This is a genomic window from Arthrobacter sp. CMU6 (genome assembly GCF_059090205.1).
The window spans coordinates 103,616-124,788 of record NZ_JBNHFL010000005.1; the positions used below are offsets into that span (position 1 = coordinate 103,616).

General features: G+C 67.1%; 17 protein-coding genes and 2 tRNA genes. 6 read left to right on the forward strand and 13 right to left on the reverse strand.

Going from position 1 to position 21,173, the window contains the following annotated elements; translation table 11 throughout:
• The first annotated feature begins 18 nt into the window (after positions 1-18).
• Positions 19-939: a TauD/TfdA dioxygenase family protein gene (locus AC5RWD_RS05150; protein ID WP_494018983.1), complete on the forward strand. Its 921-nt coding sequence runs from the start codon at positions 19-21 to the stop codon at positions 937-939.
• 94 nt (positions 940-1,033) lie between these two features.
• On the opposite strand, the gene AC5RWD_RS05155 is transcribed toward AC5RWD_RS05150, so the two are convergent.
• The 5 genes from AC5RWD_RS05155 to AC5RWD_RS05175 all read right to left on the reverse strand — a co-directional run bounded on the left by AC5RWD_RS05155 (position 1,034) and on the right by AC5RWD_RS05175 (position 7,033).
• Positions 1,034-2,002, reverse strand: a complete 969-nt coding sequence (locus AC5RWD_RS05155; RefSeq protein ID WP_494018984.1) for an aldo/keto reductase — start codon at positions 2,000-2,002, stop codon at positions 1,034-1,036.
• Between the two features lie 86 nt (positions 2,003-2,088).
• Complete coding sequence (locus AC5RWD_RS05160; RefSeq protein WP_494018985.1) at positions 2,089-3,798, reverse strand: glycoside hydrolase family 13 protein; 1,710 nt, start codon at positions 3,796-3,798, stop codon at positions 2,089-2,091.
• 52 nt (positions 3,799-3,850) lie between these two features.
• Complete coding sequence (locus AC5RWD_RS05165; RefSeq protein ID WP_494018986.1) at positions 3,851-4,774, reverse strand: carbohydrate ABC transporter permease; 924 nt, start codon at positions 4,772-4,774, stop codon at positions 3,851-3,853.
• The gene (locus AC5RWD_RS05170) at positions 4,774-5,721 is read right to left on the reverse strand and encodes a carbohydrate ABC transporter permease (RefSeq protein WP_494018987.1); all 948 of its coding nucleotides are present in this window, start codon (positions 5,719-5,721) and stop codon (positions 4,774-4,776) included. Before AC5RWD_RS05170 ends, AC5RWD_RS05165 begins: the two co-directional genes overlap by 1 nt.
• A 22-nt stretch (positions 5,722-5,743) precedes the next feature.
• Entirely contained in the window at positions 5,744-7,033 is a 1,290-nt protein-coding gene (locus AC5RWD_RS05175; RefSeq protein WP_494018988.1) for an ABC transporter substrate-binding protein, read from the reverse strand.
• A 226-nt stretch (positions 7,034-7,259) separates the two neighbouring features.
• Between AC5RWD_RS05175 and AC5RWD_RS05180 the strand changes: the two genes are divergently transcribed.
• Positions 7,260-8,462 (forward strand): ROK family protein, encoded by a 1,203-nt coding sequence (locus tag AC5RWD_RS05180; RefSeq protein WP_494018989.1) that lies wholly within the window; start codon positions 7,260-7,262, stop codon positions 8,460-8,462.
• An 85-nt stretch (positions 8,463-8,547) separates the two neighbouring features.
• Here the strand turns inward: AC5RWD_RS05180 and AC5RWD_RS05185 are convergent, their stop codons facing one another.
• From AC5RWD_RS05185 to AC5RWD_RS05195, 3 genes are all read right to left on the reverse strand, one after another.
• A complete protein-coding gene (locus AC5RWD_RS05185; protein WP_494018990.1) occupies positions 8,548-10,119 on the reverse strand; it encodes a Na+/H+ antiporter in 1,572 nt (523 codons plus the stop codon).
• A gap of 91 nt (positions 10,120-10,210) precedes the next feature.
• The gene (locus tag AC5RWD_RS05190) at positions 10,211-10,870 is read right to left on the reverse strand and encodes an NAD(P)H-binding protein (RefSeq protein ID WP_494018991.1); all 660 of its coding nucleotides are present in this window, start codon (positions 10,868-10,870) and stop codon (positions 10,211-10,213) included.
• 83 nt (positions 10,871-10,953) lie between these two features.
• Positions 10,954-11,517 (reverse strand): dihydrofolate reductase family protein, encoded by a 564-nt coding sequence (locus AC5RWD_RS05195; RefSeq protein ID WP_494018992.1) that lies wholly within the window; start codon positions 11,515-11,517, stop codon positions 10,954-10,956.
• 213 nt (positions 11,518-11,730) lie between these two features.
• Here AC5RWD_RS05195 and AC5RWD_RS05200 point away from each other — a divergent pair, with 213 nt between their 5' ends.
• The gene (locus AC5RWD_RS05200; protein WP_494018993.1) at positions 11,731-12,474 is read left to right on the forward strand and encodes a GmrSD restriction endonuclease domain-containing protein; all 744 of its coding nucleotides are present in this window, start codon (positions 11,731-11,733) and stop codon (positions 12,472-12,474) included.
• Positions 12,475-12,586: 112 nt separating this feature from the next.
• On the opposite strand, the gene AC5RWD_RS05205 is transcribed toward AC5RWD_RS05200, so the two are convergent.
• From AC5RWD_RS05205 to AC5RWD_RS05225, 5 genes are all read right to left on the reverse strand, one after another.
• On the reverse strand, positions 12,587-13,552 hold the full coding sequence (locus AC5RWD_RS05205; RefSeq protein ID WP_494018994.1) for a hypothetical protein: 966 nt from the start codon (positions 13,550-13,552) through the stop codon (positions 12,587-12,589).
• A gap of 218 nt (positions 13,553-13,770) precedes the next feature.
• Positions 13,771-13,844 (reverse strand) — tRNA-Met (locus AC5RWD_RS05210).
• 61 nt (positions 13,845-13,905) lie between these two features.
• Positions 13,906-13,977, reverse strand: a tRNA-Thr gene (locus AC5RWD_RS05215).
• Positions 13,978-14,260: 283 nt separating this feature from the next.
• A complete protein-coding gene (locus AC5RWD_RS05220) occupies positions 14,261-16,402 on the reverse strand; it encodes a DEAD/DEAH box helicase (protein WP_494018995.1) in 2,142 nt (713 codons plus the stop codon).
• 412 nt (positions 16,403-16,814) lie between these two features.
• Positions 16,815-17,468: an MOSC domain-containing protein gene (locus AC5RWD_RS05225; protein ID WP_494018996.1), complete on the reverse strand. Its 654-nt coding sequence runs from the start codon at positions 17,466-17,468 to the stop codon at positions 16,815-16,817.
• A gap of 196 nt (positions 17,469-17,664) precedes the next feature.
• On the opposite strand from AC5RWD_RS05225, the gene AC5RWD_RS05230 reads away from it, so the two are divergent.
• From AC5RWD_RS05230 to AC5RWD_RS05240, 3 genes are read left to right on the forward strand one after another with little or no spacing between them, the layout of a single operon-like run.
• A complete protein-coding gene (locus tag AC5RWD_RS05230; RefSeq protein ID WP_494018997.1) occupies positions 17,665-18,363 on the forward strand; it encodes a Tat pathway signal protein in 699 nt (232 codons plus the stop codon).
• Between the two features lie 2 nt (positions 18,364-18,365).
• Complete coding sequence (locus AC5RWD_RS05235) at positions 18,366-19,586, forward strand: glutathionylspermidine synthase family protein (RefSeq protein WP_494018998.1); 1,221 nt, start codon at positions 18,366-18,368, stop codon at positions 19,584-19,586.
• A 13-nt stretch (positions 19,587-19,599) separates the two neighbouring features.
• Positions 19,600-21,123, forward strand: coding sequence for an APC family permease (locus AC5RWD_RS05240; RefSeq protein ID WP_494018999.1), 1,524 nt, complete (start codon positions 19,600-19,602; stop codon positions 21,121-21,123).
• Positions 21,124-21,173 lie beyond the last annotated feature (50 nt).

The window sequence follows — 21,173 nt, forward strand, 5'->3', positions numbered from 1 at the left end:
CAAAGTGAGGAAAGAACGATGACTGTCATTACCGAAACAAAACTCGAATTCTCCAAGCTGGGCTCCCGCATCGGCGCCGAGATCCGCGGCCGGGACCTCAGCGGCGACCTGCCGGCGGAGACCGTTGCACAGATCCGTGCGGCCCTCAACGAGCACAAGGCGCTCGTGTTCCGTGAAGCCAACATCCTCTCCGACGAGGCGCAGGTGAAGTTCGCCAGCCACTTCGGCCCGCTCACCAAGGCCCACCCCACCGTGGCGTCCGTGGAGGGCGAGGAGAACGTCCTGCCGGTGGACAGCGAGAACGGTTCGGCCAACAACTGGCACACCGACGTCACCTTCGTGGTCAACCCGCCGCAGGCGTCCACCCTGCGCAGCATTGACCTGCCGGCCTACGGCGGCGAGACGCTGATCGCCTCCTCCGCCGGCGCCTACAGCGACCTGCCGGATGAGCTGCGGAACTTCGCGGACACCCTCTGGGCCATCCACACCAACGACTACGACTACTCGGTGCCCAAGAACCTGGAGCACGCGAACGCCGAGGAGCGCCGCAAGGAGTTCACGCGGCTCAAGTTCGAGACGGCCCACCCCGTGGTGCGCGTCCACCCGCTGACCGGCGAGCGCGGATTGTTCATTGGGGGCTTCGCGCAGCGCCTGCGGATCGTGGGTCTGTCCAACACCGAGTCCAAGGACATCATCCGCCTGCTCCAGGCCTACGTGACCCGCCCCGAAAACGTGGTCCGGGTGAACTGGGAGCCCAACCAGCTGGTGCTCTTCGACAACCGCATCACCCAGCACTACGCACCGGACAACTACGACGGCCAGCCGCGCAAGCTGAACCGCGTCACCATCGCCGGGGACATCCCGGTGGGCGTGGACGGCAAGCAGAGCCAGGCCCTGCAGGGTGATGCCTCCACATACTCGGAGATCGCCCCGGTCTAGGTTTTCGTCGGTCCCGGGCTGTGCAGGCCAAGTGGGCCGCAGCAGATGGCGTTCTGGGCACCCAGAATACCCTCGGCTGCGGCCCGCCTTCGGTTTAAGGGATGTTGCCGCCGCGGGCCGTGACCCACAGCCGGTACCACTCCGCGCGTGTCATGGTCTCGGCCGCGCGGGCCGCCCCGGCGCACGCACGGATCCGGTCAGGGTTGGCGGTGCCGATGACCGGCGCAATCCCGGCCGGGTGCTTCATGAGCCACCCCAGCAGCACCGCTTCCACGGTGGTGCCGTTCTCCCGGGCCATCTCCGCCAGCAGCGCGGCGGTGGCGCTCTCGGCCGGAGTGGGCCGCTCGGGCGGGTTGCCGGTGTAGTGGCCGCGGGCCAGGGCTCCGTAGGCCTGCAGCATGATCCCCTGCCGGGCACAGTACTCCAGCGTCCCGTGCGGAAAACTGTAGGCGTGGGCATCCGGGTGGTTCACCAGCACGGCGCTCTCCAGCCAGTCGCGCTTGAGCAGGCTGAGCTCCAGCTGGTTGGCCACCACCGGGGTCTCGAGGCTGTCCTGCAGGACCTCGATCTGGGCGGCGGACATGTTCGACACCCCCAGTGCCCGCACCTTGCCTTCGGCCATCAGCTTCCCGACGGCGGCCGCCACCTCCGCGGGGTCCATCAGGGGATCCGGGCGGTGCAGCAGGAGGATGTCCACGTAGTCGGTGCGCAGGCGCTCCAGGCTGCCGTTCACGCGCTCGATGATGGCGTCAGCGCTCAGGTCGTAGTGGGTTTCCAGACCGCGCTCGTTCAGCCGGATCCCGCATTTGGTCTGCAGCCGGATGCGCTCCCGCAGCCCGCTGGTGCCGGCCAGGACCTCGCCGAAGACGGCCTCGGCTTTTCCGTGCCGGTAGATGTCGGCGTGGTCAAAGAGCGTGACGCCGATGTCCAGCGCCGCATCGATGGCCTCAGCTGCGGTCTCGACGTCGGTGATTTCGTGGGGTTCGGTCGACCAGTCCCCACCCAGGCCCATGCAGCCGTAAATGAGCTCCTGCGCGGACGATGGAACGCTCTGATCAGTCATTGCTTCACTCTTTCACGAGTCGCGGCGGACGCACAGGTGGCGGCACCCCGGCAGGGCACCGCCACCTGTACTGATATTGGGTTATGTCAGCGCAGCCAGGCCGTGGTGTTGGCCGGCAGCTTGCCGCCCTCCAGCGGTGCGCTGCTCACCAGCACCGTGCCCGCGGGAAGGTCGACGGCGGTGTCGCCGAAGTTGGTCACTGCCTGCCAGCCGCCTGGGCGGCTGAAGTGCAGGACGTCCGGGTTTCCGGTTTCGATCCACTCCAGCTCTTCGGCGGCCTGCAGTTCGCGGCGGAGCTTCAGGGCGGTGCGGTAGAGCTCGAGCGTGGAGCCCTGGGTGCCGTCCTGCGCCTCAACGGCGTAGCTGCTGAACCAGTCGGGCTGCGGCAGGTGGGCGCCGCCGTCGCCGAACCCGAAGGACGTGCCCTCCACGGACCACGGCAGCGGAACGCGGCAGCCGTCGCGGCCCACTTCCACTCCCCTGTTGCGGAAGAACGACGGGTCCTGGCGTTCGGATTCCGGGATGTCCGCCACTTCCTGCAGGCCCAGTTCCTCGCCCTGGTACAGGTAGGCGGAGCCGGGCAGCGCGAGCATCAGGAGCGTGGCGGCGCGGGCGCGGCGCTCGCCGAGCCCGGCGTCGAGATCCTTTTCCGGCCCGCCGGCCAGCAGCCACGCCTTGCCGTCCTGACCCTTGGCGTGCTTGCCCTTGGAGCCCTTGGGCAGGCCGTAGCGGGTGGCGTGCCGGACGACGTCGTGGTTGGAGAACACCCAGGTGGAGGAGGCTCCGGTGGCGGCAGCCTCTGCCAGGTTGCGGGTGATGATCTCCTGGAACTCCTCGGCGTCGAAGTCGGCCTGCAGGAGGTCGAAGTTGAACGCCTGGCCCAGGCCCTCGGGGCTGGCATAGCGTGCCCGGCGGGTGGCATGCACCCAGGCCTCGGCGACGGCGGTGCGCGGCGGGTTGTACTCGTTGAAGACCTCGCGCCATTCGGCGTAGACCTCGTGCACCTCGTCGCGGTCCCAGAACGGGTGCGACCCGTCGTCGAACCCGTCCGTGCCCGTGTTGGCGGCGCTCAGCTCCAGCTTGGACAGCAGCGGTTCGGTGAGGTCCTTGGTGAGCGCGTGCGCCACGTCAACGCGGAAACCATCCACGCCGCGGTCCGACCAGAAGCGCAGGGTCTTGAGGAAGTCGTCGCGGATTTCCCGGTTGGCCCAGTTCAGGTCCGGCTGCTCCTTGGCGAAGATGTGCATGTACCACTGGCCGGGGGTGCCGTCCGGTTCGGTGATGCGTTCCCAGGCGGGACCGCCGAAGACGGAGTCCCAGTCCGACGGCGGGAACTCGCCGTTGGGGCCTTTGCCGTCCCGGAAGATGTAGCGGTCCCGGGCCGGGGAGCCCTTCGGGGAGGCCAGGGCTTCCCTGAACCATTCGTGCCGGTCCGAGGAGTGGTTCGGGACGATGTCCGCGATCAGTTTGATGCCGGCGGCGTGGAGGGCGCTGGCCATCTCATCGAAGTCCTCCAGGGTGCCGAGCTTCGGGTCCACGTTGCGGTAGTCATCCACGTCGTAACCGCCGTCGGCGAGCGCCGAGGGGTAGAAGGGGCTGAGCCAGACGGCGTCGATTCCCAGCTTCTTCAGGTACGGGACCTTGGCCGTGATGCCCTTGATGTCGCCCAGGCCGTCGCCGTTCGAATCGGAAAAGCTGCGGGGGTAGATCTGGTAGACGGACGCCTGGCGCCACCAGTTCGGATCGGCCAGGCGGTCGGAATCGGAAAGGGTTGCCAGCGTGGCGGTGGTGGACAAGGGATGATCCTTTTCTTGTGGTTGGGGTTGTTGCTGGACTGGTGTGATGGGTCTACTTGACGGCCCCGCGCATGACTCCGGAGAGTACCCAACGCTGGGCCAGGATGTAAACCACCAAGGTGGGTGCCATGGCCATCAGGTAGGACGCGAATGCGAGGCTGTAGTTGGTGTTGAACTCCCCCTGGAAGAGCATCTGCACCACGGGGAGGGTCTGCAGGGCGGGATCGGCGATCATCATCTGCGGGAGCAGGAAGTCGTTCCACGAGCCGAGGAAGGCGAAGATGCCCACGGTGGCGTTCATTGGGGCCAGCAGCGGGAAGATGATCCTGCGGAACACCTGCCACGTGGTGGCGCCGTCAAGCCGTGCCGATTCCTCCAGCTCCACCGGAATGGAGCGGACGAAGGCGATGTACAGCAGCGTGTTGAACGAGATGCCACCCAGCACGTGCAGGAACACCACGCCGCCGGGGTTGTCCAGGCCTAGGAGGGCCGTCTGCTTGATCAGGGGCAGGATGATGACTGGGAACGGGATGAACATGGCCGAGAGCAGGTACACGAAGGAGCCCCGGAAGAACCCGCGGTTCCAGTTCCTGGCGATGGCGTACGCCACCAGCGAGCTGCAGGCCAGGGAACCAAGGACGCTGAGCAGGGTGACGAACGCCGTCGACATGAATGCCCGCGGGAAATTCGTTGCCACGTAGGCAGCACCGAAGTTATCCCAGTTCACCGGGGTGGGCCATGCCAGCCCCGTGCCGGTCCCGATCTGGTCCGGGGACTTCAGGGCCATGGACAGGGTGAAGTACAGCGGGAGCAGCACGGTCAGGGAGGCCACCAGCATCAGCGCGGTGAGCCACCAGTTGACCTTGTAGCCCTCCCGGCCGGAGCGGTTCTTCCGGCGGAGTGGGCTGGTTGAGCGCCCGGGTTTGATTGAGCGGCCTGTATCGGTTGAGCGGCCGGTGAGCGGAAGTGCAGTCATTAGAGTGAAACCCCCCGGCGCTGGATGAGGCGCAGCTGGATGACGGAGATCAGCAGCGTGATCAGGAAGTAGATGACCGCGTTCGCCATCTGATAGGAGTAGTCCCCGCCGGTGAACCCGGAGAAGATCCGCATGGCCACGGACTGCGTGGCCATGCCCGGGCCGCCACCGGTGAGGCCCACGATGATCTCGTACGTTCCCAGGAAGCCCTTGAAACCCAGGATCACGTTGATGACGAGGTATCCGAGGATGAGCGGCAGAGTCAGGCTCCGGAACTGCCGGAAGCTGCCGGCGCCGTCGAGGTCCGCGGCTTCATACACCTCGGACGGGACGCTCTGCAGTCCGGCCAGGTAGATGATGGTGGCACCGGGGGCCGCCTGCCACACCGTGACCAGCACGATGGCCAGCCAGGCGAGGTTCTCGTTGGCCAGGATGCTCGTGGCCAGCGGCGTCACGCCGAAGCGGTCCGCCAGCACGGGCAGGGTGTTGGAGAACAGGTAGTTGAACACGAAGGACACCACCAAGGCGGAGAGCACCATGGGGATGAAGAAGACGGTGCGGATGCCGGTGCGCCACTTGATCCTGGCGTTCAGGCCCAGGGCGATCGCGAGGGCCACGACGTTGACCACCACGGTGGTGGTCAGGGCGAAGACGAACGTGAAGATGTAGGACTGCAGGATGGCCGGGTCACGGAAGATGTTGACGTAGTTGGACAGTCCGACAAACTTCCAGTCGCCGTAGCCGGCGTAGTTCGTCAGGCTGAAGAACACGCCCACGAGGGCCGGCAGCGTGATGAAGAAGGCGAACAGCGCCAGGACCGGCACCACCATCCAGTAGTACGCGGGGTCGATGCGGTCCTTGGTGCGGCCGGCGCGCACCGGGGTCTTCGGGGGAAGGGCCGACGCGGCGGCCGGGGCTGCCTGCGCCATCTCTGAGGTTGAAGTCATGGGGGCTCCTGAATTCGGGCGGTCAGACCGCGGTGCGCTCGGCGACCCGGCGCCATTCGTCGTCGAGGGCGGAAAGGAACTGCTCGCCGTTCTTGCCGTATACGAAGGACTGGACGTAGTTGTACAGCGGTACCGACGGCGGGAAGTACGTGGTGGCCCCCTGGTAGTACCGCCCCTCCCGCACCGAGGCGGCGAGGCCGATGATCTGGGGATTCTCGACGGCGGGAGCTTCCTTGAGCGGCGAGAACGCCGCGTTCTTTTCGTTGTAGGTGTTCACTACGGAGGGGTCCAGCAGGTAGCTGACGAACCGCCGTGCCGCGGCCATATTCGGCGTGTTGCGCGTGATGGACAGTGCCATGTCAACGTTGACCCGGGCCCTGGTGTCCGCGGGGTTGTTGGTGACGGGCAGCGGGAAGCTGCCGAGCCTGACGTCCTTGTTGGCGGCCACCAGTTGGGACAGTGCCCACGGGCCCTGCAGGTACATGGCCGCCTGGCCCTTGGCGAACGCGGCGTTGCCGTCCGCGTAGTTCTTGCTGGTGGCGCCCTTCTGCGAAAAGGCTGCCAGCTCAAGCATCTTGGGCAGGACCGGGCCGAAGTTGCTGGTGAACGACTCTTTGGCGTCTTCGCTGATGACGGCGCCCTTGGCGGTGAGCTTCGCGAAAAAGCCGGCGACGTCCAGGGAGCCGCCCGCGACGTAGTCGAACATGCCCTGGCCGAGGGTCCAGCTGTCCTTGAACGTGCCGTAGATGGGCGTGATGCCGGCAGCTTTGAACTTCCCGCAGGCCGCGACGAATTCGTCCCACGTGGCGGGGACGGACACGCCCTGGGCCTCGAAGACGTCCCGGTTGTAGATGACTCCCGCAGCAGCCAGGGAGAACGGGAGGGCACTGGTTTCGTGCCCGTCGTACTGCCCCCACGAGCTGACCAGGTCCTGGACCTTGGGGTCGATCGTGGCTGCTGCCGGATGGTCAGAAAGGTCTGCAAACACGCCCTTGCGGACGAAGTCGGCGGTGGCCTGGGCGAAGCCGCGGGTCACGACGTCGGGCGGGTCGTTGCGGACCAGGCCCGGAACGAAGTTGCCTTCATTGAAGTCCTGAATGACGCGGATGTCCGGGTTGAGTGCCTCGAAATCCTTGATCACCTTGTTGAAGTAGGCCACCACCTCGGGCTTGTTCTGCATGAAGCGCAGCGTGGTGACGCCGTTCTGGCTGCTGGGCACGGAACCACAGCCCGCCAGTGGAAGGACAGCTGCTGCGCCCGCGAGCCCGGCAGCCTTAAACAGCGCGCGGCGGCTGAGCGTAGGTGCATTCACAGCGCGGTAACCGGGGCCGGGTGCAGACGGATGGCCGGCCCCTGCGGGAAACGGACGAGGCAATACGAAGGGCTGTTCACAGTTGCTCCTTTGCAAAAGGCTGGAGGAAAAGCTGGAAGGAGAATCCCCTGGGCGGCGGCCGTCCGGCCCACGGAAAGAGTTTATATGGAATCTAAATTTAGTTCCTCAAGTATTATGTGGGGCAGAGCACAAGGAGGTCAACACCATGTCCGAGATGACGGCGGCCACGCCCCAGTTGCTTCGCCGCGTGAGCGCCGGAGCAGTCCTGGATTTCATGCGCGCCTCGGGTCCGGTAACGGTGACTGAGGTCATCCAGGCCACCGGCCTGACCCGGGCCACCGCCATTTCCGTGTGCGAGGACCTGATGCAGCGCGGATGGATCACCGAACTGGAGAACCAGCGCGCCTTTGGCGGCTACCAGAAGGGGCGGCCCGCCCGACGGTTCGAACTTAACGAGCGGGCAGGCTACGTCCTGGGAATGGACGTGGGCTTCTCGAAGGCGACGGTGGTGGTGTCCGATCTCCGCGGCAAGGCGCTGGGACGGGCCAGCCAGCCGTTTGAGATTGAGGAGATGTCCGCAGACGAACGCGTTGCGGCCATTGACCGGGCCGCAGCAATGGCGCTGCACAGCGTGGGGGCCTCCCCCGACGCCGTGCTGGCCGTGTGCGCCGGCATCGCCGCCCCGGTGGACCGGAAAGGCAACATCCTGGCGGCCCAGCATTTTTGGGGGCTGTTCGACGTCGGCCTCAAGTCCGCGCTGGACAGGCTGCACGGATGGACGGTGCTGCTGGAGAACGACGCCAACCTCGCCGCCCTCGGTGACCGGTGGCGGGGCGCGGCCGCGGGCGTGGACGACGTCGTCGTGATCCTGGCCAGTGAACGCTTCGGTTCGGGCGTCATCGAAGACGGCCGCCTGCTGCATGGCAGCGTCGGCGGTGCCGGTGAACTCGCCTACCTGGACCTGGTGAAGGGCGTGGGCGACACCTATGGCATCGCAACGCTGGCGCGGGCCTGGGCCGCGGAGGTACTGGAGGGCACCGCCAAGACGTCCCTCCGCGACCACGCGGCCACGGGGCCCGAAGCAGAGCACGTCTTTGCCGCGGCGGCTGCCGGCGACGCACAGGCACAGAAAATCCTGGACCGGCTGGCCGACAGGATGGCCCGGGTCATCGGCTCGGTGGCCACCCTGGTTAACCCCGAGCTCGTAGTAATCGGCGGGGCCGTGGCCAACTCTGCCGGGGTCCTGCTCGAGCCGATTGCGGCCCGGCTGCCGGAATTCACGGCCACCCCGCCGCGGGTGGCGGTTTCTCCGCTGGGTGATTCAATCGTGACTGTGGGCGCGGTCCGGCGTGCCCTCGATTACGTGGAGGCGAACACCTTGGACCTGGAGCTCAACGCCCCGGGTTGAACCAACCGCGTAAATCAGGCGCGAACGTACACTTGGCGCCCTAAAACACGCAGTTTTGGGGCCCCAAGTGTACGTTCGCACTGTTCTACTCCGGCATGATCATGGTCCGCAGGTCGAGCTGGCGCAGCACCCTGTCCGCCACCTCGGGATCCATGTCAGGTTCGCTGCGGGCTGCGACGACCTCCTGGCGCGCGGCGTCCAGGGCGATGGTCTGGACCGTGATGGCCAGCTCCCTTCCCCGCTCACGCTTCTCGGCCAGACTTTCGTTGCGTAGGCTTCCGTCCAGCAGTTCGGCGTGGAGCCGGGTCATCTTCTCCTTCACCAGCGCCACCTTCTCCGGGGGCAGCTCCTTCACGAGCTCGTGGTCCTTGAGCGCGGCAACAGCGGCCGCCTGTGCACGGCGGGCCAGGAGCCGCGCCGCATCGCGCTCTTCCGTGCCGTCCTGGGACGCGTTCAGGACCTTCATCAGCCATGGCAGGGTCAGACCCGGCAGCACGAGAGTCGCCAGCAGCACCGCACAGGCGGTGACGAGTACCTGGTCCCGCGCCGGGAACGGCGTGCCGTCCGCCAGAGTGAGGGGCAGCGCCAGCGCAAGTGCCAGGGTGGCCAGCCCGCGCATGCCGCACCAGGTCAGGATCAGCACCTCCTTGGCGGAAGTCGGCTGCAGCAGGTTCGTGCGGTGGCGGGCAGACAGAGCCAGCAGACCAAGCCAGCCGAACCGCACAGCGAAGACCAAAACGCAGACCACAGCGGCGGTCCCCGCCATGCCCAGAATGCCGGTACCCTCCGCCCGGACCACGTCCTGGATCTCGAGCCCCACGAGCCCAAAGGCGAGCCCCGTCACCAGCAGCTCCACCACGTCCCAAAACGCAGTCCTGGTCACCCGCTCGGCGGCGTCCTGCGGGCGGGTGTGGCGCTGCATCTCGAGGGCGGTGACCACCACCGCGACCACGCCGGAGGCATGGAATTCCTCCGCGAGGATGTAGGCGGCAAACGGCACCACCAGCGTCACTGCGCTGCGGGCCACCATGGAGGCCACCAGCCGGGTGATCAGCGATGTCAGCCAGCCCATGGCAACGCCGACCACGACGGCAAGTGCCGCTCCCACGACGAACTTGAGGACGACGTCGGGCCCTATCCTGGTGCCGCCGACGGCGGCGGCAACAGCCGCCTGGAAGATGACGATGGCGGCGGCGTCGTTGAAGAGCCCCTCGCTCTGCAGCACCGTGATCAGGCGCCGGGGCATGTGCACGCGGCCGGCAACGGACTCCACCGCCACAGGGTCCGGCGGTGCCACCATGGCTCCCAGCGCGATGGCGGCCGGAATGCCGATCCCCGGAATCATGAGCCAGGCAGCACCCGCGACCACCGCGGTGGAGATGACCACCAGGGCCACGGCGAGCATGATGAGCGTGCGCCACCGGACCCGGAAGACGGCCCAGGAGCTCCGCTGGGCCGTGGCAAACAGCAGCGGCGGGAGGAAGATCGGCAGGATCAGCTCCGGCGGAATCTCGATGTCCGGGAAGCCAGGGATGAATGTCAGCGCCACGGCCAGGAGCAGCATCAGCACCGGATAGGGCAGCCGCAGCCGGTCCCCGAGGCCCACGGCCACCACGGTGGCGAGCAGGAGCCCGATGATGAGTGCCAACTGGTCCATGTGCCCACTTTCCCCGGAGTGCGCCACGCCTCGGGCGGAGGGCGGCCGTGCCTTTCAACCCTACCGGGGACACTGCGGCCCTACATCTGGGCTACGGCATGGCGGCCAGCGCGGCCGCAACAGGCTGCGTGCCGTCGCGGAATTCAATGGTGCGGCCGGCCGTTTCCGGCAGGTCCAGCACCGCGGCGGCAACGACGGCCACGTTGGCGCGCGATGTCTGCGTGCCGGAACTGGCGTCTTCGGGGTTCACGTCGATCAGCCCGTTCCCCGGCCCCTCGGTCAGCGACCCCGGCCCCAGGATGGTCCATTGGAGGTTGGTGCCGCGGAGGTACTCGTCGGCGGCGGCCTTGGCTTCGGCGTAGGCGTGGAAGCTGTGCCCCTCGGGAACGCCGTGGTCCGGGCCGGCGCCAAAGTAGGACACCATCACGTAGCGCCCGACGCCGGCCTCCGCGGCCGCGTCCATGGAACGGATGGCGGCGTCGCGGTCCACCGCATAGGTGCGGGCCGGGTTGCCTCCCCCGGCGCCGGCTGACCAGACCACGGCGTCGTGGTTCCGGAGCGCGGCGGCGATGTCCGCCGTCGTCGACTTTTCCACGTCAAGGACCGACGGCGACGCGCCGGTGGCGGCGACATCCGCCGCATGGTCCGGGTTGCGGATGAAGGACGTGACGCTGTGCCCCTGTTCCGTGAGGAGGGCGGACAGTTGCAGGGCCACCTTGCCGTGGCCGCCGATGATTGCGATGCGGGTCATGTCCCCATTGTGTCCCAGGAGCGGTTGTGCCGCAGGCGCGCCCTGCCGCAGGCTGGCGCCGCCTGCCGCTTCGGTTTGTCCGTTCACCCCGTCCGGTTGGCGTAGCGGAGGAAGACCATGCCGTTGCCGAACCGCCGCTCCTCAAGCAGCTCAAGCCGGAGCCGGACGTTATCCGGGAGGAAACTCTTGCCGCCGCCCACCGCCACGGGCGAGAGGAACATCTGGAACTCGTCCACCAGCCCGGCCCGGATGGCCACCGCGGCGATTTCCGCGCCGGCGATTGCCAGATCCCTGCCGGCGCCTGCCTTGAGCCGTGCGACGGCATCGGCGCTGAACTCCCGCTCGATCCGGGTCCGGCCGGTGGTCACCTCTTCCAGCGAGCGGGAGAAGACCACTTTGTCCGCTGCCTTCCAGAGGTCGGCGAACTCGCGGATGTACCCGGGGATCTCGCCGAAGTCCTCCGGGTGCTCCCAGACGGCCATCACCTCGTACATCCTGCGGCCGAGCAGGTACGTGCCCGCCGGCCGCTGAAGCTCGTTGACGAAGGAATGCACCTCGGCGTCCGGCTCGGCCCAGTCGAAGTTCCCGTCCCGGTCCGCGATGTAGCCGTCGACGGACATGAGTCCCGAGTAGATCAGTCTGGCCATGCCGGCTCCTGTTGTCCGTTGCGGTGTGCAGTCCGACCTTAGGGTTACGGCGCCCGGATGACAACGGTTCCGCTAATTCCGGAGCCAGCCGCAGCGTTGCCACAGGATTCCATCAAGAGCTGATCAAGGATCCGGTTCTCCCCTGTTCCGGCTGGCCTGCTGGTTGACGCATCAAGCAACTCGTACCGTTTCAGGAACCATCATGGGGGAATCATGCCGCTAGGCACGCACAATCACACTGGCCCGTTCAAAAAGGCCCGACGCCGGGTGGTGGCCATCGCCGCGTCCGCCAGGTCCGGCCCCTGGGTCCGGTCGCTGTCCGCGACCGCCGTGGCCGCCGGCCTGCTGCTCACCGGCCTGGCAGTCCCCGCCGAGGCTGCCACCTACTATTCCGCGCCGCTGCGGACCGCGGCCCGTGCCCTCACTGTGGCCGCGGAGAACAACGCAAGCTACGACCGGACCCGCTACTTCGGCACCTGGCTGGACACCAACCGCGACTGCCAGAACACCCGGGCCGAGGTCCTGCTGCAGGAGGCGAAGGCCACCGCAACGTACACCACTGCGCGCCGGTGCACGGTGCGCACGGGCCGCTGGGTGACCCGGTGGGACAACCGCACGCATACACTGGCGTCGGCCGTGGAGATCGACCACACCGTTCCCGTCCACGAGGCGTGGGGCTCGGGCGCCCGCTATTGGTCGCAGGCGCGCCGTGTGGCGTTCTACAACGACATGGGCGACGGCCGGTCACTGAACGCGCAGACGGCAGCACTGAACTCCGCCAAGCAGGCCAAGGGTCCGGAGGCGTGGATGCCGCCCGCGAACCGCTGCGAGTACATCGGCAACTGGATCGCCGTGAAAATCCGGTGGGGCCTGCGGGTGGACAGCGCCGAGAAGGCCGCCCTGATCCGTCTGGCAGACTCCTGCCCGAACGTGCGCATCGGCGTCACCCGGGCGTAGGCCTGCGCGGGAGCCCGACAGCCAATCAGCCGCAGCCAGATACCCCGCCCCGCAGCCAAAGCCCCGCACCCAAGTAGCCCCGCACCGCCGCAAAGGCAGTGCGGGGCTTTGGTCAGACCTCGAACATCCCGTAGACCCAGATGTTCGCGGACGGTACGGCGAGCTCGGACATGGGCACCCTCCGGGCACCCGTGCGGGTCAGCCAGAACCGGTTGTCCTTGGTGGGGGTCTTGACCGGCATGCCGGCGTTGTCCACCAGGTAGAGGCTCGTGGAGGTGGCGGACATGCCCTCCATGGAGGCCCGCTTGGTCAGGCTCCTCGATGTGACGGAGCCGCCGTAGGGCGCGGACATGGCTGCATGGGTGCAGGTGATGAGGCCCGTGCTCTTGTTCATCGTCGTGGACGTGACCAGCCCGTTGAGCGAGACCCAGGCAGAACCGTTCCACGAGACGTAGTCCCCCAACCCTGCGGGCTGCGAGGCCTGGATGCTGATGCTGTTCAGGCCGACGGACGCGCCAAGCTGGTAACCCGCGGCAGCCAGCGTCTCGTCGGCAACCACCACCACGGAGCTCACCTTCAGGCCGTCGAACCCCATCCGGATGGTGACGGACATGTCATCCAGGGCATTCTCCGTCGACACCACGCCCACGGGCGTGTGCCGGTCGTCCTCGATCAAGGAAAATCCCAGGCCGGTGTTTCGGATGGCGCAGGCCACCATCCGGTAGCGCCGGCCGTCTGTGCCCCGGACGATGCCCGTCTCGTCTGCCTTGAGGTCCAGGGCGGCCTGCTGGGCCGCGGAAACCGGCTTGTCGGCGTCGGACGTGTTGTCCACAGCCGAGAGCCCCACATCCGCCTTGCTAAGGGCAGGGGCGGTCTTCGGGGCAGGCTGTTCTGTGGGCAGCGGGGATGGTGCCGGCGTTGGGGCCACCTCGGGCTCCGGCACAGTTGGAACTGTTGTTGCCGACGCCGGCCCTGCGGTGACGGTGGCGAGGGCCAGGAGACCTCCACCGGCCGCCGCGAACCGCCCCAGATTCAGAAGCGCACGGCGGTCCACGCCGCCTTCACCAAACCACTCCACTGTGTTCCCCCCACGGGCACATTCTGCGGCCGGGGTGTGCACCTCGGCCGGTAATGCTGCCGAGCCTAAGAACGGAAACTTGGAATTAGGCTGTGGCGGCCAGCCCTGAATGGGGGGGCGCACAAGTCTTGGGTAAGGGAGCCGGTGCGGGCCGGATGGGCCCTGCCCCAAAAACAAAAGCAGGCCAGGGGCTGAATGCCTCTGGCCTGCAGATTCTGTAGCGGTGGGGAGGCTCGATCTCCCGACCTCACGATTATGAGTCGTGCGCTCTAACCAACTGAGCTACACCGCCACGAATGAGAAAAACCTGTGTCAAGCCGGTCAAGACCGCCTTGACACAGGCCCTCATTCCGAGCCCCCCACCGGAATCGATCCGGTGACCTCGTTCTTACCAAGAACGCGCTCTACCACTGAGCTAGGGGGGCAACGAGTAAATACTCTACCGGAAGATTTCACACTCAACAAATCGGCGGCGGAAGGAGGTTCCCTGGGGCGAAAAACCCCGGAAATACGGGCTCGGAGCGGACTGCGTGGCCCCTCCGGATGCCCCTGCGGCACCTTTGGGGACGCGGATGTGACGAAGCGAACACGCAGCCCGGCAGGGCGCCCTTAAATAGAAACAGGCCGGCTGATCAGCCGGCCTGTTTCTATGCGGATGCGGAATTCACCACAGCATCATTCATCACGCGATTTATCGCGAAGATGTGATTACCACTTGCCCTTGCGGTTGAAGTCGCGGTGGCCACCCTCGTTGCCGTGGCGGGGCTTGCGTGCGCCGTCGCCGTGGCCGCCGAAGCGGGAATCACTCGCTTGACCGCGGCTGGCGCCGCTGTCGCCGCCGAAGCTGCGCTCGGAACGCTCGCTGTACGAACGGCCGCCCCGGTCAGCGGAGGAACGCTCGCCGTCGTTCTTCCGGGATTCCTTCTTGAAACCGCCGCCGCCCTTGAAGTTGCCGCCGCCACGGTTGCCCTGGTAGCCACCGCGGTCGCCACGGTCGCCCCCGGAAGGCCTGCGGCCATTGTCCAGCTCGAGGTTGATCAGCTCGCCGCCGATCCGGGTGCGGGACAGGGCACGCAGCTGCTCCGGGCTCAGGTCAGCCGGGAGCTCCACGAGGGAGTGGTCCGAGCGGATGTCGATGCCGCCGATCTGGGACGAGGAAATGCCGCCCTCGTTGGCGATGGCGCCCACGATGGAACCCGGCATGACGCGCTGGCGGCGTCCGACGGCTATCCGGTAGGTGGCATTGCCTTCGGTCAGCGCACGGGTCGGGCCGCGGGAGCCGAAACCGTCCTTGGACCGTTCGCGCTTCTGGAACTCAGGAGCAGCCGGCAGTTCCTTGACCAGGAGCGGCTGGCCGCCCTGTGCCATGACCGCCAGTGCCGCGGCGATTTCTGCCGCCGGCACGTTGTGCTCTTCCTCGTAGGAGGCGATGAGGTCGCGGAAAGGGGCAACGTCCTCGGAGGCGAGGGTCTCCGTGATGCGCTCGGCGAACTTGCCAAGGCGCAGCGTGTTCACGGTCTCGGCCGTGGGCAGGTGCATCTGCTCCACCGGCTGGCGGGTGGCCTTCTCGATGGAACGCAGCAGGTACTTCTCCCGCGGCGTCATGAACAGGATGGCATCGCCGGAACGGCCTGCACGGCCGGTGCGGCCGATGCGGTGGACGTAGGACTCAGTGTCGTGCGGGATGTCGTAGTTGACCACGTGGCTGATGCGCTCAACGTCAAGGCCGCGAGCCGCGACGTCGGTGGCCACCAGGATGTCGATACGGCCTTCCTTCAGCGCGTCAACGGTGCGTTCGCGCTGCTGCTGCGGGATATCGCCGTTGATGGCGGCAGCCTGGAAACCGCGGGACTTCAGCTTGTCAGCCAGGTCCTCGGTGGCCATCTTGGTGCGGACGAAGGCGATGACGCCGTCGAACTCTTCAACCTCAAGGATGCGGGTCAGTGCGTCGAGCTTGTGGGGGCCCATGACCTGCAGGTACCGCTGGCGGGTGTTGGCGCCGGTAGTGGTCTTGGACTTCACCGAGATCTCGGCCGGGTTGTTCAGGTACTGCTTGGACATCCGGCGGATCTGGCTCGGCATGGTGGCGGAGAACAGTGCCACCTGGCGGTCCGAGGGGGTCTGCTGGAAGATCTGTTCCACGTCTTCGGCGAAGCCCATGCGGAGCATTTCGTCGGCCTCGTCCAGCACCAGGTACTGCAGTTCGGAGAGATCCAGGGAGCCCTTGGCGATGTGGTCGATCACGCGGCCGGGCGTACCGACAACAACCTGGGCGCCGCGGCGGAGGCCGGCCAGCTGCGGCCCGTAGGCGGAGCCGCCGTACACCGGGAGGACCGTGAAGTCGTCGATGTGCTTGGCGTAGGAGGTGAAGGCCTCGGCAACCTGGAGTGCGAGCTCACGGGTCGGGGCAAGAACGAGGGCCTGCGTCTTGCGGGACGGGCCGTTCAGGTCGTGGAGTTCGGCCAGGCGGGACAGCGCCGGTACTGCGAATGCTGCAGTCTTACCGGTACCGGTCTGAGCGAGGCCCACGACGTCGCGGCCTTCGAGCAGCAGCGGGATGGTTGCTGCCTGGATCGGGGACGGCTTCTCATAGCCAACGTCCTGCAGGGCCGCCAGGACGCGGCCGTCAATGCCAAGGTCGGCGAAACGGACGCCCTCTTCTTCCGCCTCAGGGGCGGCAGGGGCCTCAGCGGGGGCTGCGGCCTCGGCTGCAGTCACAGCAGTCTCGGGGGTCTCAGCGGGGGCTGCGGCCTCGGCGGGCTCGGCTGCGGGGACAGCAGCCTCGGTGAATTCAACGTTGGCGGTTGCGGCGGTCGCCGTCTCGGTGGCGTTGTCGTGATTTTCGGGCATAGGTGAAGATTCCTCATCCATAGGGGGCCAGGCGGCACAACCCGAGGTGAGCGGAGCCGCAGTACATGTGCCGTGGGTGCCGGGCATACATTGACCGGCCGGTCACGTAGAAGTCCGGCGCTTTCGCAATCCCGTGGCAGGACTTCGCACTGCATCTCTTGGCTGCTATCCCAGCAGTCTGTACAGCGTTTTCTTCAGCCGGCTCTCCCTATGAAAATGCCCGCATCACATTTGCGGGCCCCAACACTTGCCAGTCCTGCCTCAAGAATTGGGCAGGAATAAGGGATTTCCGGAGTGGGGGATGTTTCAAGTGTAAGGCATGCCGCGGCCCGCAGGCTAACCGGAGCCACGGCGAGGGCGGTGACCTTGCGCACAAGCGTGGTTTTTGCGGAACTGCGGCAGAGCCTCTGTGCTAGCGGCCCACGCTGCGGAGCATCTTCTCGAACCGGTCGTGGTACTCGGGCTGCAGCCGGATTTCGCCGTCGGCCTCGGCGTCGCGCAGCGCCTCGATGGCGTCGACGTCCGGCTCGCTGAACCAGCGGCCGATGGTCACTCCATGCTTGGGCACGAAGAGTCGGTGGATGTGGTCGCCGGCCTGCACGGAGCCGGTTTTGATGACGCGCAGGTAGGCGCCCACCCGGCCTGCCGCCGTAAAGCGCTTGACCCACTGCGCCTCATCCATGCGCCGCTGGAAGGTGGCACACGGAACACGCGGCGAGGTGACTTCAACCTCAACGTCCAGCCCGATCCGCCAGCGTTCACCGATGACGGCGCCCGTGGTTTCGATGCCCGCCACGCGCAGGTTCTCACCAAAAATCCCCGGCGGCAGTTCGCGCTGCAGTTCGCCGACCCAGTAGTCGGCGTCGGCCTGGGAATAGGCGTAGAGCGCCTGGTCCTCTCCCCCGTGGTGGATGCGGCTGGCCTGGATGTCACCGTGCAAACCCAGCTTGTGCACCTTCACCGGCCCGTCCACGGGTCGCTTGTCGATGGCGGTAACGCCCACGCTTCCCTCGTCCGGAAGAAGCTGGTGGACCCGGCAAACGGCAAGAAGAGTGGCTGTATGCATGGCACCAGTGTAGGTTCTCGGCCTGACCAGCGCTTTTGGTGTTTCCGGCGGGACGGGTCGGTGTGGAAATTTATTCACCGCAGCACCCTCCAGCCACTAGGCTTGCTGCAGTATTTGCCGGCTGGACGGACAGCCGGTTCCGCCGGCCGCAGCCTTGCGGCCCGGCCGCCAACAGCATGGAGCAGCAGGGGGAACCATGGACCCGGAGAAGGACCCGAGCAAGGACGCTGACGGGGGCCGGAACGACGACAGGTCCGGCGGGGACGCCCTGTCCGGCGGTCCGGCCAAGCCGCCGCCCTGGCAGGTGCCCAAGCCTGAGCTCCACCCCGAGCTGCTGACCCCTGGCACGCCGGGAGAGGAAGGCCGGGGAAAGCCCGGCAACGGAAAGCCCGCTACGGCAACCCCGGGCAATGCAGCCCCGGGAGACGGGGCCCGGCAGCAACCCGGTTTCCCCCAGCCCACCCCCGTCTTCGATCCGTTCGCGCGTGACCGCGAGCGCGATGCTGCAGCCCGGAAGAAGCGGTCGCAGCGCCGCACGGTGGTGGTGGGCCTCGGCGTCACCGCGCTCCTGGCCGGCACCATCACGGCGATCGTGGCCAGCAACGAGCAGGACCCCGACTACGCCCAGGTCTGCTTCAACGAGGAAACCGGCGAGCGCGTCGAGGACACCCAGTGCAACAGCTCGGCCGGGCGCGGCGGGGCCCTCTATGCCTGGTACTTCTACGCACGCGGGGCCAGCGTGCCGGGCATCGGCCAGAACAGGACCGCCTACCCGAACTTCACCAGGACGGTGCCGCAGGGGGCCAAGGCGGCCACGGGTTACAGCAGCAAGGGCGGCACGGTCAGCAGGGGCGGCTTCGGCAGCAGCTCCAAGGGCGGAAGCACGGGAGGCTAGGCGTGAAGCGGTTGCTCTCGGAGCCCCGGCCGGACTGGAAGCAGAAGATTGAAGAGCAAGGCCTGGTGTTTTCCACCACCAGCCTGCCCGGCGGCAAGAAGATCGAGTACTGGAACGAGGCCGCGTTCTACGAATTCACCATGGACGAGGTGGAGGCGCTGGAGGTCACGGCCGAGGACATGCACAGGATGTGCCTGGAGGCGGCGAAGTTCCTGGCCACGGGCGCGATGGGCCCCATTGGCATCGGCCCCCAGGCGCTGGAACTGGCCGCGGAGTCACTGCAGGCCGGGGACCAGGACATCTACGGCCGCTTCGATTTCATCTATGACGGCCGGGGCGGTGCCGCCAAGATGCTTGAGTACAACGCGGACACTCCCACCGGCCTCATCGAGGCGGCCGTGGCCCAGTGGTTCTGGCTGCAGGACGTCTTCCCGGAGAAGGACCAGTGGAACGGGATCCACGAGGCACTGATCCGGCAGTGGAAGAAGCTGCAGTACCGCACCGGGATGAGCACCCTGCACGTGGCCCACTCCGAAGCCGAGGAGTCAGGCGAAGACTGGATGACGGCCGCCTACATGCGGGACGTCGCCAGCCAGGCCGGGTGGACCACCATCGGCATCAACATGTCGGACATCGGCTGGGACCCCAACCTGAACCGCTTCGTGGACATGGACAACTTCATGATCAGCACCATCTTCAAGCTCTACCCCTGGGAGCTGATGATGAAGGAGCCGTTCGGCCACCGCCTGCTGCAGCGCTCGCACAATCCCCGCTGGGTGGAGCCGGCCTGGAAAATGCTGCTCTCCAACAAGGCACTCCTGGCAGCCCTGTGGCACCTCTACCCGAACCACCCGAACCTGCTCCCGGCCTACCTCAACGATCCGGGCCCGCTGCAGGAGTGGGTGGCCAAGCCACTGCACGGCCGCGAAGGCGACAACATCCGGATCCACGCGGAGGGCATCAGCCTGGAGAAGCCGGGCGGCTACGGCCGCGAGGGCTGGTGCTACCAGCAGTACCATCCACTCCCCGACTTCGACGGCAACCATCCGGTCCTGGGCCTGTGGGTGGTGGACGGTGAATCGGTGGGCTGCGGCATCCGCGAGTCCGACGGCCCGGTCACCGACTACTTCTGCCGCTTCGTCCCGAACACCATTGACGCGCCGGCGCCGCTGAGCGTCCAGGCGGCCCAGGCCAACGCGAACAAGGCAGGTATTGCGCTATGAGAACAGGTGCCCAATGAGAACCCGAACGACGACGGCGGCCGGCGGCGCCGGGGGCCAGCCTGGCGGTGCCGTTCCCGGCAAGGGACTCCGCGCCGGGATCCTGGACCTTGGCGACTCCGTGATGCTGGGCCTCGCCTCCACCGCACCGGTGTACTCGCTGGCCGCCACGCTGGGCCTGATCGTGGCCGTCAACGGGAACTACACCCCGCTGATCCTGGTCCTGGGCTTCATTCCCGTGCTGTTCATCGCCTACGCGTTCCGCGAGCTCAACAGCGCCATGCCGGACTGCGGCACCACCTTCATCTGGGCCCGCCGCGCCTTCGGCCCCTGGGCCGGATGGCTGGGCGGCTGGGGCGTGGCTTTGGCCGGCGTCGTGGTCCTGGCGAATCTGGCGCAGGTGGCGGGCCAGTACCTTTGGCTCCTCGTCGGCGACGGGTCCCTGGCAGGGAACAAGCCGGTGGTGACCGTCACCGGCGTCGTCTTCATCGCCTTCATGACCCTCGTCAACCACCGCGGGATCCGGCTGGGTGAGCACGTCCAGCGGACCCTGACCTACGTCCAGTACATCTCGCTCGGCATCTTCGCCGTGGCCATCATCGCCAGGATCGCGGGCCTGACCGGCGATGCGCCGGCGGGCCAGCCGTTCGACGTCGAATGGTTCAACCCGACTGGGGCGTTCGCCGACCCCGGCGCGGTGGTCCACGGCATCCTGCTGGCCCTGTTCATCTACTGGGGCTGGGACACCTGCCTGGCGGTGAACGAGGAGACCGAGAACCCGGCCACCACTCCGGGCCGCGGGGCGGTGATCTCGGCCTTCGTGCTGGTGGCCATCTACGTCTCGGTGGCGCTGCTGGTGATGATGTACGCGTCCGTGGGGACGGAGGGAATCGGGCTGGCCAACACCGAGAACCAGGACGACGTGTTCCTGGCGATGAAGGACGTGGTGCTGGGTCCGTGGGGCTGGCTGATTGTGGTGGCGGTGCTGGCATCCGTGCTGTCCTCCACCCAGACCACCATCCTGCCCACGGCGCGCGGCACCCTGTCGATGGGCGTGCACGGGGCCCTGCCGCCGAAGTTCGGGGAGGTCCACGAACGGAACCAGACCCCCGGCTTCTCCACCCAGGTGATGGGCGCCGCGGCCGTCGTGTACTACGTGGCCATGAGCTTCCTTAGCGAGAACCTGCTGTCCGATTCCATCAGTTCCATCAGCCTGTTCATCGCCTTCTACTACGCCCTCACCGGTTTTGCCTGCGCCTGGTACTTCCGGAACACTCTGCGCGAGTCTGCCCGCAGCCTGTGGTTCCGCGGAATCCTTCCCCTGCTCGGGGCCCTGCTGCTGACGGCGGCGTTCTTCGTCTCGGCGGCGCAGATGTGGGATCCGGCCTACGGAAACACGCAGATCTTGGGCGTCGGCGGGGCCTTTGTCAGCGGCGTGGTGCTGCTGGCCCTGGGCGTGGTGCTGGCCGCGGTCTGCCGGTTCCTGCCGTCAACCCGCGGGTACTTCCTGGACGGGACGCGGGTTCCTGCTAACCGGTAGGAAGCGGCCGGCAGACCAGGCCGCGGGACGGGCCAATGCCGCGGCCCGGG

Coding starts and splice junctions, on each gene's coding strand:
- AC5RWD_RS05190 (WP_494018991.1), bottom strand. CDS start 10,870: ATGACCCGCATCGCAATCATCGGCGGCCACGGCAAGGTGGCCCTGCAA.
- AC5RWD_RS05165 (WP_494018986.1), bottom strand. CDS start 4,774: ATGACTGCACTTCCGCTCACCGGCCGCTCAACCGATACAGGCCGCTCA.
- AC5RWD_RS05225 (WP_494018996.1), bottom strand. CDS start 17,468: ATGCATACAGCCACTCTTCTTGCCGTTTGCCGGGTCCACCAGCTTCTT.
- AC5RWD_RS05155 (WP_494018984.1), bottom strand. CDS start 2,002: ATGACTGATCAGAGCGTTCCATCGTCCGCGCAGGAGCTCATTTACGGC.
- AC5RWD_RS05180 (WP_494018989.1), top strand. CDS start 7,260: ATGTCCGAGATGACGGCGGCCACGCCCCAGTTGCTTCGCCGCGTGAGC.
- AC5RWD_RS05185 (WP_494018990.1), bottom strand. CDS start 10,119: ATGGACCAGTTGGCACTCATCATCGGGCTCCTGCTCGCCACCGTGGTG.
- AC5RWD_RS05220 (WP_494018995.1), bottom strand. CDS start 16,402: ATGCCCGAAAATCACGACAACGCCACCGAGACGGCGACCGCCGCAACC.
- AC5RWD_RS05150 (WP_494018983.1), top strand. CDS start 19: ATGACTGTCATTACCGAAACAAAACTCGAATTCTCCAAGCTGGGCTCC.
- AC5RWD_RS05230 (WP_494018997.1), top strand. CDS start 17,665: ATGGACCCGGAGAAGGACCCGAGCAAGGACGCTGACGGGGGCCGGAAC.
- AC5RWD_RS05195 (WP_494018992.1), bottom strand. CDS start 11,517: ATGGCCAGACTGATCTACTCGGGACTCATGTCCGTCGACGGCTACATC.
- AC5RWD_RS05240 (WP_494018999.1), top strand. CDS start 19,600: ATGAGAACCCGAACGACGACGGCGGCCGGCGGCGCCGGGGGCCAGCCT.
- AC5RWD_RS05170 (WP_494018987.1), bottom strand. CDS start 5,721: ATGACTTCAACCTCAGAGATGGCGCAGGCAGCCCCGGCCGCCGCGTCG.
- AC5RWD_RS05200 (WP_494018993.1), top strand. CDS start 11,731: ATGCCGCTAGGCACGCACAATCACACTGGCCCGTTCAAAAAGGCCCGA.